Raw genomic sequence first — 12698 nt, 5'->3', positions numbered from 1 at the left:
TTGCCGCGTTCAAACTTTTCCTTTGCCATCTCTCAGACGCCTCACGTTAGAGGGGGCCGCCGACGCGCCCCGAGTTTCATCGCGCGCCGTTTATTGAGTCGGGCAGCGAAAATCAAGCACCTAGTCGGCCCCGGCCCGTGTCGGGCCTGGGCCGGAACCTGTCTCAGCAGGCGCCCTGCACGCGCTTTGCATTGGAGGGCGGCGTATAGTCCTCGGTGAACCAGTCGTCGCTTTCCTGCATCTCGCGCAGCCATTTCTCCATGTCCAGCGCGGCAGCTTCGGCCAGCTTCTGCATCTGCTCTTCGCGGGTCAGCTGCAGGCGCGATTCGAAAACCTGGATGACCATGATGTCATGTGCCTTGTTGTTCATCTTGATGCAGTTGCCATCGTCGAAGACCGTCACGGCAACATGCAGGGCCGATTTGCCCGGCACCACTGGCGGCGGCAGCGAATAGGCGATCACCTTGATTCCCAGGTGATAGAGCCGCTCGCCCTCGAACCGGGTGAAACGCTGTTGCATCGCGCCATCCACGGTTTCGATCCATTCCTCGGCGGTCGCGTCGCGCGACACCAAAAGCTTGGCCGGCTCCGGCTTTTCGGTCACGACGGCGACATACCCCAGCGAGAAATCCCCCAAAGGCTCTGTCGGCCCGGCGAGGTCCTGCGTGGCATCCGTGCAGGCGGCCAGCCCAAGGGCCAGCAGCAATACGGCAGCGATCCGGATCATAGACATCCCTCCTTGTCGGCGCCTGCGATAATGCGCCACCCGTCTGCGTGCAATCGGGCGGGGGTTTTGTCGACCCCCGTGCGGCCCCTATCTTTGCAACAGCGACCGTGGAGCCACAGATGACCCGAACGTCCCCCACACCGGATTCGGCCCGCCTGCCCGTCCGTGTGCCGCTTGTCACCCGCCCCCTGGGCCTGTGGGACAGCCTGCAGGCCACGCGCGACAACGTGCTGTCGATCATACCCGAGGTGGCGCTGCGCCGCCCCATCGTGTCGGGCCGCACGGGCAAACGATGGCACATGGTGATGGACCCCGAGGCGATCCGGCGTGTACTGCTGGAGAACCTCGACAACTATCCCAAGTCCCTGGTGACAAAGAACCTTCTGCGCCCGGCCGTTGGCGAATCGCTGTTCATCGCCGAGGGCGCGCACTGGCGCTGGCAGCGGCGCACGGCGGCACCCGCCTTTTCGCATCGCAACGTGCTCAACCTTGCCCCGGTGATGACCCGTGCGGCGGAACGCTCCGTCGCGCGGATCGCCGGGGCCGGGCCCCGCGCCGTCGAGATGATGCAGGAGATGGTCACAACCACTTTCGACGTGATCTCGGATGTCACGTTTTCGTCAGGCGAGGGGTTCCAGCGCAATACCGTCCACCGGGCCATCGACGCCTATATCTCGGAAGCTGGCAAGGTCTCGCTCTTCGACGTTCTGGGCTTTCCCGACTGGGTGCCGCGCCCGGGTCGCCTGCGGGCCGGTGGTGTCCCCGAGATGCGCCAGGTCGCCGATCGCGCCATCCAGCGCCGCATCGACGAAGGCCCCGACGATGTGCCCGACCTGCTGGACCTGCTGCTGGCCGGCGAGGACCCGGAGAGCGGGCGAAGGATGAGCCTGCCGGAACTGCGGGACAACCTTCTGACCTTCATCGTGGCCGGGCACGAGACGACGGCGCTTGCCCTGTCCTGGGCGCTTTACCTCATGGCCTTCGACCAAAAGGCGCAGGACCGCGCCCGGGCCGAGGCGCAATCCGTGCTCTCGGATGGCCTGGCACGGGGCGAAGATGTCCCGCAGCTGGTCTTTATCCGACAAGTGGTGGACGAGGCGCTGCGGCTGTACCCGCCCGGCGGACTGGTTTCGCGCACGGCACTGGCAGGGGACAGGCTCTGCGGCACAGGCATCCTGCCGGGCGACACGGTGATGCTGCCAATCTACGCGCTACATCGGCACGAAGCGCTGTGGGAGGACCCGCAGGCCTTTCGTCCCGACCGCTGGGCCGGGGAGAGGCCGGACCGCTACGCCTACCTGCCCTTCGGAGACGGCCCGCGCATCTGCATCGGGGCAAGTTTCGCCCTGCAGGAGGCCGTGATCATCCTGTCGACGCTGCTGGCCAATTTCCGGTTCACGGCCGTGAAAGGGCGCGATCCGAAACCGGTGATGATCCTGACCCTGCGGCCCGAAGGCGGTGTCTGGCTGGAGGCGGAGCGGGTTCGCTAGACGCACTCCACCAAGACCACCAAGGACAAGGATCTCAAGACCGGTCCGCGCACCCTTCGGGCCGGGGCTCCGCCTTTCCGGGCACCGAGCCTTCCACTGGAAGGCTCGCCGGTCTTACGACCGGTTCGCGCCCGGAACCCACAAGACATCCGCGCGACCGTCGTCATTGGCGATCCGTGCTGCGACAAAGAACCAGTCAGACAGGCGGTTGAGGTATTTCACCGCTTCCGGGTTCACCGTCTCCATCGTTGCCAGTTCCACCACGAAACGCTCGGCCCGGCGCGCCACCGTCCGGCAATGATGGAGATGTGCCGCCAAGGCCGTTCCTCCGGGCAGGATGAAACTGCGCAGCGGCTCGAGCCGTCCGTTCATCACGTCGATCTCGGACTCCAGCCGTGTCACCTGGCTGGCATCCATGCGCAGCGGCGGGTAGTCCCGCTCGGCGTCCTTTTCCATGTCCGGCGTGCACAGGTCGGCGCCCAGGTCGAACAGGTCGTTCTGGATGCGGCTCAGCTGCCCCTCAAGGTCACCTTCGGCCTGCAGACGTGCCAGCCCGACGACCGAGTTCAGCTCATCCACGGTGCCATAGGCCGTCACCCGCGTGGAAAACTTGGCCACGCGCGCGCCATTGCCCAGCGCGGTTTCGCCAGCATCGCCGGTCTTTGTGTAGATCTTGCTCAGAACAACCATGTCATTTCCCCCGGATCCAGACGAACGCCAGGATCAGAATCACTGCGATGAACTGCGCCGCGATCCGCCAGCGCATCACCTTGTTTGCGTGTTTCCTGTTGAATTCTCCACCCTTGGCAAAGGTCCCGATGCCGAAAAGCAGAATGCCGAGCACCACCAGAACGGCGACACCGACAACGATGAACAATGGATCCTTGGCCATGATAACTCCCGGGCTTTGTCCCTCACATAGCGGACATGTTCGAAAAGGCGACGGGGCGTAGAGTCACCCCTTGGCCACCAGCCAGTCCATCGCCCGGGTCGTCAGCAGGCGCCGCAAGCCCCCCATCAGCCATGTCGCCGTGGTGATGTAGTAGCGTGGGCGCGGGCGCGGGCTTTCCAGCGCATGAACCAGTTTCGCGGTCACGGCAGAGGGCGGCAGCTCGAAGGTATCCGGCCCGCGATCCTCGTAGAGCCGTTTCAGCAGCTTCGCCTCGTACTGGGCCTTGCGCGGACTGGCCTTCCAGTCGATCCAGCGTTCGAAATGCGGGATCGCGTTGACCCGGATCCTGGAGGTCACTGGCCCGGTGTTCAGCGTCACGACATGGATCGGCGTGTCGCGCATCTCGATCCGCAGGGTGTCGGTCAGCGCTTCGGTGGCGTGCTTGGTGGCATTATAGGCCGATCGCCAGGGCGCCACGACAAGCCCCAGAACCGACCCGTGGTTGATGATCCGCCCATGTCCCTGCGCCCGCATCACGGGGATCACCCGCCGCGTCAGGTCATGCCAGCCAAAGACGTTCGCCTCGAAGATCTCGCGCAGCGCCTGCACCGGCAGGTCCTCGGAGGCGCCCGGCATGGCATAGGCGCCGTTGTTGAACAGCGCATCCAGCGTGCCCCCCGTCGCGGTCAGCACCTCGTCCAGCGCGGACTCGATGCTGGCGGGATCGCTGTAGTCCAGCCGCGGGCTGTCGAACCCTTCGGCGCGCAGTCTTTCGCAATCCGATTCTTGCCGGCAGGCGGCAAATACGCGCCAGCCGCGCGCCTTCAATCCATGCGCCGCGTCGTGTCCGATACCCGAGGAACAGCCAGTGATGAGAATGCTGCGTGTCGTCATGGCCGCGATTTAGGACAGGCAGAGGGCAATTGAAAGCGCGTCCAGTCGCAACCGCGCCCTAGTCTGCCGCCTGCAGGAAATCGTCGGACATCCAGCCGATCGCCTCGTCCAGCCCGGTCAGCACCCGCAGCCTGACCCAGCCGTCGCCGGTGTCGTCCAGCACCTCGACCTCATCCCCCTCGAACAGCTGGGTGATGACATCATAGCTGGTCGCGGGTCCTCCGCGCAGGTTCACCCGCGTTCCGGTCACGATGCGCAGGTCCCGCGCGTCGGGCGCCACCACCGGCGAGCCCAGCGGCGCGCCGTCGCCCAAGCCTGCGATCTGCGGGATCGGGTCGTCCGGCCCCACGGATTCGGGGATCACCCCCGGGCCCAGCGCATCCGCCAGCGAGCGCGCGATCTCATCCGCCGGTTCCGCCGCATCGGGCGCCGGGGGCGGCGTGTTGTCCTGGACGATCGCATCGGCCAATGCCGCGGCGATCTCATCCTCGGGATCGGGGACCGAAGGCTCTGGCGCAGGGGCCACCACCTCTGGTTCGGGTGCGGGATCGGGCACGCGCACGGTCTTCGAGGGCAACGGGTCACGCGGCGCAAGCGAGCTGACCCGCGGCTCGGCGGCGGGTTCCGGCGCGGGATCGGGGCGGCGCACGGTCAGGGTACTGCCCGGCAGACGGACCTGCGGCGCGCTCGGCTTCACCTCCGCCAGGATGGTCACGCCATGCTCTCCGGGTTCGAAATCGCTGCCCCCCGAAAGCTGCCACCAGGCCACGCCCAACAGCAGAAAGGTCATCAGCATCGTGCCGCGGACAATCATTCCCCAGGTCTCCGTTCAGTCACCGCCCCCACCACCCCGGGGCGGCGTCGCCCGTTGATAGCCGATTTTGCAGGCCTCTCGTAGGGTCTTGGGCGCTGTTTTTTCCCATCCGGCGGCTTGCCGCTGCGATGTGGCGCAGGTATCACCACATCTATGGACGAGGACGCCGATATCCCCAACATGCCCGAACGCGATCAAGCAGAGCCATTGCGGCGCGCCATCGGCGACCGTTACCTGACCTATGCGCTCAGCACGATCATGCACAGGGCCCTGCCCGATGCGCGTGACGGGCTGAAGCCGGTGCACCGGCGTATCCTATATGCAATGCGCAGGCTGCGGTTGAGTTCCTCGGGCGGGTTTCTGAAATCCGCCAAGATCAGCGGCGACACGATGGGGGATTTTCACCCCCACGGCGACGCGGCGATCTATGACGCGATGGCCCGCCTCGCGCAGGACTTCACGATCCGCTACCCGCTGGTCGACGGCCAGGGCAACTTTGGCAACATCGACGGCGACAACCCCGCCGCCTCACGCTACACCGAGGCGCGCATGACGATCATGTCAGAGGCGCTGCTCGAAGGGCTGGACGAAAACTCCGTCGACTTCCGGCCCAACTACGATGGCCGCCTGATGGAACCCTCGGTTCTGCCGGCCTCCTATCCGAACCTGCTGGCCAATGGCTCTTCCGGGATCGCCGTTGGCATGGCGACCAACATTCCGCCGCACAACATCGTCGAACTGATCAATGCCTGCCTGCACCTGATCAAGTCTCCGAACGCGGTGGACGACACGCTGCTGCAATACGTCCCCGGCCCGGACTTCCCCACCGGCGGCGTCATCGTGGAACCGCCGGAAAACATCGCCACCGCCTATCGCACCGGCCGCGGCAGCATCCGGCTGCGCGCCCGCTGGCACACCGAGGACCTGGGCCGCGGCACATGGCAGGTCGTGGTGACGGAAATCCCCTACCAGGTGCAGAAGTCCAAGCTGGTCGAACGCATCGCGGAACTGATCCAGACCAAGAAGGTGCCGATCCTCGCCGATGTGCGGGATGAGTCCGCCGAGGACATCCGCATGATCCTGGAACCGAAGTCCAAGAACGTGGACCCGGATGTCCTGATGAACATGCTGTTCCGGAACTCGGACCTGGAAATCCGCTTTTCGCTGAACATGAACGTGCTGATCGACGGGGTGACGCCCAAGGTCTGCTCGCTCAAGGAAGTGCTGCGCGCCTTCCTCGACTTCCGGCGCGAGGTTCTGATCCGGCGGGCAAAACACCGGATGGCCAAGATCGACAACCGGCTGGAGGTGCTGGAGGGGCTGATCGTCGCCTTCCTGAACCTCGACCGGGTGATCGACATCATCCGCTACGACGATGACCCCAAGGCCGCCCTGATGTACGAGGACTGGTCGAAGCCGCACCAGGACACGGTCGTGCGCGCTACGGATGAGCGCGACTATGTTTCGCCGCTGGCGGGCATCGACGTCAAATCGCTGGAACTGCGCGAAGACCCCGAGGCCATCGCGCGTGGCGTGCTGGCCGATGACGGCACCGACGCCAAGGTGCCCGCACGTTTCGTCGGCCGGTCCGAGGGGCTGTCGGACGTGCAGGCCGAGGCGATCCTCAACATGCGTCTGCGCAGCTTGCGCCGCCTCGAAGAGCTGGAGCTGGTCAAGGAACGCGACGCCCTGATGGAAGAGCGCGCGGGGCTGGAGGACCTACTGGACAGCGAGGATCTGCAGTGGTCCCGCATCGGCGAAGAGCTGAAAGAGGTGAAGAAGAAATTCGGCAAGGGGCTGGATCGCGGTGCGCGCCTGACCTCTCTGGCCGAGGCGGCCGAGGCCGAGGAGGTCCCGCTGGAGGCGATGATCGAGCGCGAGCCGATCACCGTTGTCTGTTCGCAGATGGGCTGGATTCGCGCCATGACCGGCCATATCGCGCTGGACCGCGAGTTGAAGTTCAAGGACGGCGACGGCCCACGCTTCATCTTCCACGCGGAAACCACCGATCGCCTGCTGGTCTTTGCCTCGACGGGGCGGTTCTACACCGTGTCGGCGGCCAGCCTGCCCGGTGGGCGCGGCATGGGAGAACCGCTGCGCCTGATGGTCGACCTGCCCAACGAGGCCGAGATCATCGACATCTTCATCCACAAGCCGGGGCGCAAGCTGTTGGTGGCCTCCTCTGCCGGTGACGGGTTCATCGTCCCCGAGGACGAGGTGATTGCCCAGACGCGCAGCGGCAAGCAGGTGCTGAACGTGCGCGCGCCATCGCGGGCCCTGGTCTGCAAGACGGTCGACGGCGATCACGTCGCCGTGGTGGGCGAGAACCGCAAGGTGCTGGTCTTTGCGCTGGACGAATTGCCAGAGATGGGCCGCGGCAAGGGCGTGCGCCTGCAAAAGTACAAGGACGGCGGGTTGTCCGACGCGCGGACCTTTACCCTGGCCGAGGGGCTGAGCTGGCAAGATCCGGCGGGGCGGACCCGAACCGAAACGGCGCTGGAGGAATGGACCGGCAAACGCGCCGGAACAGGCCGCATGGCACCGCGCGGCTTCCCGCGGGACAACAAGTTCACCTGACCTGTTTCGCGCGCGAAACATTGTGCGTTAACAATAGGTTAAACATCCCCCAGGCCTCCTTCAGGTCGCCACGAGGTCCCGGGTCAAGCCCGGGACGGGATTTTCCGGGGGCAACCGCGCACCGCACCGTGACCCAGCCCCGGACCTGATCCGGGGCCTCTTCGACCCCGACAAAAGCCACGGTTGCGCCCCGGCGTCGAAACCGCCACTCTTTCCCCCGGGAAAGATGACAGGCCGGGCACCGCTTTGGACGCTATGGACACATCGCCTGGCGCCCTGGCCCAGGCCGAGATCACGGCACAGGAACAGCGCGGCACGCGGCTGTCGACCCTGTTCACCGGTCGCCGCTGGCCGATCTTCAAGCTGACCTTCGTCACCGGGGTTCTGACGGTCCTCACCCTCGGGCTGTATCGTTTCTGGCAGAAGACCCGCGTCCGGCGCTGGTACTGGTCGGCGATCCGGCCGGGCGGGCACCCGCTGGAATATGTCGGCGACCCTTACGAGAAACTGCTGGGTTTCCTGATCGCCGTCGTCATCCTGGCCTTCTACATCGGCGTCGTGAACCTGCTGTTGATGTTCGCCAGTTTCTCGCTGTTCCAGGGCAATGTCGCGGCCTACGCGCTGAGTTTCGTCGGCGTCGTGCCGATCTGGTTCTATGCCCGTTACCGCGCGCGGCGCTACGTGCTGGCGCGCACGCGCTGGATGGGGCTGCGGTTCGGGCTGGCGCCCGGCGCCTGGGGCTATGCCTTGCGCGCGCTCTGGCACTGGTTTCTGACGCTGATCACCTTGGGCCTGCTCTGGCCGCGTATGACCTTCAAGCTGGAAAAATACCGCACCGACCGCACCTGGTTCGGCGATCACCGCATGGAACAGGGCGGCTCGTGGACCATGCTGTTCTGGACGATCAAGTGGCACCTTGTGGCCCTGGGCGTGGCCCTTGTCTGCCTGCCGATCCTCGGCGCGGGGCTGGTGCCGCTGGCCATCTTCGGCTTTTGCCTGTCCGGTCTGCTGCTGGTCTTCGGTGCGGTCTATTACCGGGTGGAAACGCGCAAGCGGCTGACCGGCGAAAAGCGCCTGGGGACGATCCGCCTGCACCTGAAGATCAACCCCCTGCGGGTCTTCTGGATACTGATGTCGGGCTATACGCTGTCGCTGCTGGTGGCGGCGATCCCGACGGGCTTTCTGCTGGTGCTCTTCTTTCGCCTACAATCGGCAGAGACCCTGACAGAGATCGGCATGGACGAGATGTCGCAAATGCTGGCGGGCGCCGACCGCTGGGCGCTGGTGGGCCTGACCGTGATGAGCTATTTCGCCGTTTTCCTGCTGTGGTCCGCGCTGACGCAAGCCTGGGTGACGCTGCCGATCACGCGGCTTTACGCGCGCGGCCTGACCGTCGAAGGGGCCGAGGCCTTGCCCGCCATCCGCCAGCGCCCGCGCGACGAACATATCGAGGCCGAGGGCTTTGCCGAGGCGCTGGACGTGGGGGCCTCGCTATGAGCACGGTTCTCAAGGTGGGCGCGCATCCCCCGGTCTTTCGCGGCGAGGGCCTGTTCTACGATGGCCAGAACGCCGAGGCCCGCCCCATCGACCTGTCGATCAACGAACAACGCGGCGTCCTGCTGGGCGAGGGCGTGGACTGGCCACTGGACAAAATCCGGCAGGTTCACGACGTGGCGGGCAAGGACCTTGTGATCCTGCGCCACCGCGACGATCCCGCCGCCCGGTTGATCCTGACGGACAAGACACTGCTGGCCCGCCTGCCGGACAAGGACCGGTCTGCCCCAATTGCGCGGCGCGGGCGCCTGGCGGCCTGGGCGCTGGGGGCGCTGGCCTCTGTCGCGCTGATCCTCTTCGTTCTTGTGCCATTGATGGCCGACCAACTGGCGGAATACCTCCCGCCTGAAGGCGAAAAGGCCCTGGGCGAAGTCACGTTGCGCCAGATCCGCGAGGCGCTGGACGACAGCGGCTTGCAGCCTATCGCCTTTTGCACCGCCCCCGAGGGAGAACAGGCCCTGCGCCGGATCGAAACACGGCTGACCGCACAGATGGACCCTGCGCCCGAGCTGACGGTGCATGTGCTGAATCATGACATGGTCAACGCCTTTGCCCTGCCCGGCGGGCATCTGGTCTTTTTCCGCGGACTCATCGACGAGGCCGGCTCTCCCGACGAGATCGCCGCCGTCATGGCGCATGAGATCGGTCACGTCATCAGCCGCGATCCCACGCGGCACGCGCTGCGGTCTGCCGGATCCATCGGGGTTCTGGGGTTGATCTTCGGCGATTTCGCGGGCGGGGCCATCGTGCTCTTGATCACCGAACAGCTGATCGAGGCGCAATACAGCCAGGGGGCCGAAGCCGAGGCAGACGCCTTTGCGCATGACCTGATGTTGCGCGCCGATCTGTCTCCGGCCGCGCTGGCAGTGATGTTCGAACGCTTCCGCACCCTGGCGGGAGGCGATGCCGAGGGGTTTATCGGACATTTCCTGTCCCACCCCCGGCTGGGCGACCGCATCGCCGCCGCACGCAACGCGGTTCCCGATGGATTCCGGCCCAGCCCCTTGCTGGAGCCGGTGGAATGGCGGGCACTGCAGGGGATATGCGACGTCGACGCCGCGTTCTGACGCCAATCAGCAACAGCCCCAAAGGGCAGGCATTCCCGACTTTACGCGACTTTGCAGTGGCAGCATCCTAGGGCCATGTTCCGCGCACCCGCTCCTGCGCCCGTTTCCGCCAAAGAAAGACAGGTAAAATGCATACCGATCAAGATTTAATGGACATCCGCTATACCGGCGAAAAAGGCCCGTTGTTCGGCCTCGCCCTGAAAACCGGCCTTCTGACCATCGTGACGCTTGGCATCTACCGGTTCTGGCAAAAGACCCGCATCCGCAAGTATATCTGGTCCTCGGTCGACGCCGGTGGCGACACCTTCGAATACACCGGCACCGGCATCGAGAAATTCCTCGGCTTCCTCGTCGCCATCGTCTTTCTGGCGATCTACGTCGGCATCATCCAGATGGTTCTTTTCTATGCCGGGCTCAACATCATGGTCGACCCGGAAACCGCAACGACGCAAGAGGCCATCGCGCAGGTTGCGGCGATCTACATCACCTTCTTCGCGGTGCTGCCCTTCATCCTGTATGCGATGTACCGCGCACGCCGCTACAAGATGGCCCGCACCCGCTGGCGCGGCATCCGTTTCGGCATGGAAAAAGGCGCCTGGGGCTACGTCCTGCGTGCCATCGGCTATGGCCTGCTGGCCGCGATCACGCTGGGCATCCTGCTGCCGCTGCAGACCTTCAAGCTGGAAAAATACATGGCCGACCGCAGCTATTACGGCAGCGCACGGTTTACCCAGGAAGGCAAGTGGAGCGACCTTTACAAAGCCATGACGCATATCCTGATCGCCATCGGCATTGTCGTCGTCAGCGCCATCGCTATGGCCGGCGCCGCCGCCAGCGAGACCGTCGGACTGGCCGTTCTCGGCGGGATCGGCATCTTTGTCGGTTACATCTGGTTCTTCTTCGGCTCGGTCCACTACAGCGTTCAGAACTTTGGCTACCTCAGCCGCAACAAGGTCCTGGGGGACGAGATCCGCTTTGACGCCCAGCCGCGCACCGGATTTGTCATCAAGACCTACATCCTCGGCGGCCTGCTGCTCAGCCTCCTGGCCTCGGTGGCCTTCGGGATCGTCGGCGCCCTGGCGACCGGGTTCATCCCGCTGATGCAGGACGGCTCCGGCGTGGCCATTGCCATGTTCGGCGTGGTCATGGCGATCGGCTATATCGTGGCGCTGGTCGTGGTGCAGGCGCTCAGCATGATCCTGATCACCCAGCCGATCCTGGGCCACTATGTCGAAACGCTCAAGATCCGCAACGCCGGCGCGCTCAACCGCATCGCCCAGCGCGAGGCAGAAACCGGTGTCGACGCCGAAGGCTTTGCCGATGCGCTCGACGTGGGTGGCGCGATCTGATGCAAAAGACCGAGGCGCAGTTCTTCGATGGCCTCACGGCAGGGCGGCACGATGTTCATGTCGCCCTTTCCGACGACCGGCAGGCCATGATCATCACCGGCGACACCCTGCCCGAACCGCTGCGCTGGACCCTGATGGACCTGCGCGCGCTCAGCGATACCGGCCACACCGACCGGCTGACCCTGACGCGCCACGCGGAGACCGACGACGAGGCGCCACGCGATCCCGCCCGGCTGGTCCTGCTGGACCCCGAGCTGATCGCCTGGATGCACCGCACCCGTCCCGGCCTGTTCCGCGCCGACATGCACAAGGGCACCTGGCGCAAGATCGGCATCTACACCGGCGGGGCGGTGGCGGCCGCCGGGCTGATGCTCTTCGTGATCCTGCCCGCGATGGCGAATACGCTGGCCCAGATCATCCCGATCGAACGCGAGATCGCCTTTGGCAAGGTCGTGGTCCGCCAGATGGAACGGGTCCTGGGCAGCGGCAGCGGATCGCTGCGCTGTACGGACCCGGCGGGCGTTGCCGCGCTGGACAAGATGGTGACGCGGCTGACCGAAACCCGCGAGATGCAGTACCAGATCAGCAGCCAGGTCTTTGACCACGGCATGGTCAACGCCTTCGCTGCTCCCGGCGGACAGGTGGTCGTCCTGCGCGGGCTGCTGGAGGCGGCTGAAAGCCCGGAGGAGGTCGCCGGCGTGCTGGCGCATGAGATCGGACACGTCGAATCGCGCGATGCCACCCGGCACGCGCTGCGCACCGCCGGGTCCGCCGGCCTGCTGACCATGATCATCGGCGATTTCTCCGGCGGGGCGGCCATCGCGCTGGTCGGTGAAAAGCTGATGACCGCCGCCTATACCCGCGAGGCCGAGGCCGCCGCCGACCTCTTTGCGCTGGACATGCTGCAACAGGCGGACGTGAGCGCCGACGGTTTTGCCCGCTTCTTCGACGAGCTGGACGACCTGCAGGGCATTGAAATCCCCGCCTACCTGTCGACCCACCCGATCACGGCGGAACGAGCCGACCAGGCCCGCGATTTCGCACGGGAACAGAGCGGCACCCGCCCGATCCTCAGCGATGCCGAGTGGCGCGCACTGCAAAACATCTGCCGCTAGGGCGTGGAACGGGGTGCGACGACGCGGTCTTCGATACACGAGCACCGATTTGCGAGACCATCGGGGACCACGCTAACGATTTTGCAATCCCAGTGCCAAAAATTGAAACACTGATTCGAATTTTCGGAACCTGAAATCCAAAAACCAACCTCCAAAGGGGCGAATCTTCTCCGCACCCCGATCGCGATCCGGTCAAAGTTGTCGTAACGGCACCTCGGG

The 12698-nt window shown here is 65.3% G+C and carries 11 protein-coding genes; 6 read left to right on the top strand and 5 right to left on the bottom strand.

The features are described 5' to 3' along the window. Positions 1-163 precede the first annotated feature (163 nt). On the bottom strand, positions 164-727 hold the full coding sequence (locus tag PVW46_RS09045; protein WP_069210322.1) for a hypothetical protein: 564 nt from the start codon (positions 725-727) through the stop codon (positions 164-166). Between the two features lie 119 nt (positions 728-846). Here PVW46_RS09045 and PVW46_RS09040 point away from each other — a divergent pair, with 119 nt between their 5' ends. Further along, the gene (locus PVW46_RS09040; RefSeq protein WP_069210321.1) at positions 847-2217 is read left to right on the top strand and encodes a cytochrome P450; all 1371 of its coding nucleotides are present in this window, start codon (positions 847-849) and stop codon (positions 2215-2217) included. A 114-nt stretch (positions 2218-2331) separates the two neighbouring features. Here the strand turns inward: PVW46_RS09040 and PVW46_RS09035 are convergent, their stop codons facing one another. From PVW46_RS09035 to PVW46_RS09020, 4 genes are all read right to left on the bottom strand, one after another. After that, the gene (locus tag PVW46_RS09035; protein WP_069210320.1) at positions 2332-2907 is read right to left on the bottom strand and encodes a cob(I)yrinic acid a,c-diamide adenosyltransferase; all 576 of its coding nucleotides are present in this window, start codon (positions 2905-2907) and stop codon (positions 2332-2334) included. 1 nt (position 2908) lies between these two features. After that, on the bottom strand, positions 2909-3109 hold the full coding sequence (locus PVW46_RS09030; protein ID WP_043137474.1) for a twin transmembrane helix small protein: 201 nt from the start codon (positions 3107-3109) through the stop codon (positions 2909-2911). A 63-nt stretch (positions 3110-3172) separates the two neighbouring features. Then, entirely contained in the window at positions 3173-4003 is an 831-nt protein-coding gene (locus PVW46_RS09025; RefSeq protein ID WP_069210319.1) for an SDR family NAD(P)-dependent oxidoreductase, read from the bottom strand. Between the two features lie 58 nt (positions 4004-4061). Then, positions 4062-4817 (bottom strand): SH3 domain-containing protein, encoded by a 756-nt coding sequence (locus PVW46_RS09020; RefSeq protein WP_069210318.1) that lies wholly within the window; start codon positions 4815-4817, stop codon positions 4062-4064. Between the two features lie 180 nt (positions 4818-4997). On the opposite strand from PVW46_RS09020, the gene PVW46_RS09015 reads away from it, so the two are divergent. The 5 genes from PVW46_RS09015 (at position 4998) to PVW46_RS08995 (ending at position 12479) form a co-directional block, all read left to right on the top strand. Continuing rightward, entirely contained in the window at positions 4998-7394 is a 2397-nt protein-coding gene (locus tag PVW46_RS09015; protein ID WP_172431352.1) for a DNA topoisomerase IV subunit A, read from the top strand. 321 nt (positions 7395-7715) lie between these two features. Then, entirely contained in the window at positions 7716-8891 is a 1176-nt protein-coding gene (locus tag PVW46_RS09010) for a DUF898 family protein (protein ID WP_069210325.1), read from the top strand. Beyond that, the gene (locus tag PVW46_RS09005) at positions 8888-10015 is read left to right on the top strand and encodes a M48 family metallopeptidase (protein WP_069210316.1); all 1128 of its coding nucleotides are present in this window, start codon (positions 8888-8890) and stop codon (positions 10013-10015) included. Before PVW46_RS09010 ends, PVW46_RS09005 begins: the two co-directional genes overlap by 4 nt. A 149-nt stretch (positions 10016-10164) precedes the next feature. Further along, positions 10165-11364 (top strand): YjgN family protein, encoded by a 1200-nt coding sequence (locus PVW46_RS09000; RefSeq protein WP_274575682.1) that lies wholly within the window; start codon positions 10165-10167, stop codon positions 11362-11364. After that, positions 11364-12479, top strand: a complete 1116-nt coding sequence (locus tag PVW46_RS08995; RefSeq protein WP_069210314.1) for a M48 family metallopeptidase — start codon at positions 11364-11366, stop codon at positions 12477-12479. Before PVW46_RS09000 ends, PVW46_RS08995 begins: the two co-directional genes overlap by 1 nt. Positions 12480-12698: the final 219 nt, after the last annotated feature.

Source organism: Mameliella sp. AT18 (assembly GCF_028807275.1).
GTDB lineage: Bacteria > Pseudomonadota > Alphaproteobacteria > Rhodobacterales > Rhodobacteraceae > Antarctobacter > Antarctobacter albus.
The sequence above is the reverse complement of the archived record's forward strand: the minus strand, read 5'-3'. Positions and strand labels throughout refer to the sequence as shown.

Excerpts from the sequence above, each read along its gene's own strand:
- PVW46_RS09045 (WP_069210322.1), bottom strand. The coding sequence starts at position 727 with ATGATCCGGATCGCTGCCGTATTGCTGCTGGCCCTTGGGCTGGCCGCC.
- PVW46_RS09040 (WP_069210321.1), top strand. The coding sequence starts at position 847 with ATGACCCGAACGTCCCCCACACCGGATTCGGCCCGCCTGCCCGTCCGT.
- PVW46_RS09035 (WP_069210320.1), bottom strand. The coding sequence starts at position 2,907 with ATGGTTGTTCTGAGCAAGATCTACACAAAGACCGGCGATGCTGGCGAA.
- PVW46_RS09030 (WP_043137474.1), bottom strand. The coding sequence starts at position 3,109 with ATGGCCAAGGATCCATTGTTCATCGTTGTCGGTGTCGCCGTTCTGGTG.
- PVW46_RS09025 (WP_069210319.1), bottom strand. The coding sequence starts at position 4,003 with ATGACGACACGCAGCATTCTCATCACTGGCTGTTCCTCGGGTATCGGA.
- PVW46_RS09020 (WP_069210318.1), bottom strand. The coding sequence starts at position 4,817 with ATGATTGTCCGCGGCACGATGCTGATGACCTTTCTGCTGTTGGGCGTG.
- PVW46_RS09015 (WP_172431352.1), top strand. The coding sequence starts at position 4,998 with ATGCCCGAACGCGATCAAGCAGAGCCATTGCGGCGCGCCATCGGCGAC.
- PVW46_RS09005 (WP_069210316.1), top strand. The coding sequence starts at position 8,888 with ATGAGCACGGTTCTCAAGGTGGGCGCGCATCCCCCGGTCTTTCGCGGC.
- PVW46_RS09000 (WP_274575682.1), top strand. The coding sequence starts at position 10,165 with ATGGACATCCGCTATACCGGCGAAAAAGGCCCGTTGTTCGGCCTCGCC.
- PVW46_RS08995 (WP_069210314.1), top strand. The coding sequence starts at position 11,364 with ATGCAAAAGACCGAGGCGCAGTTCTTCGATGGCCTCACGGCAGGGCGG.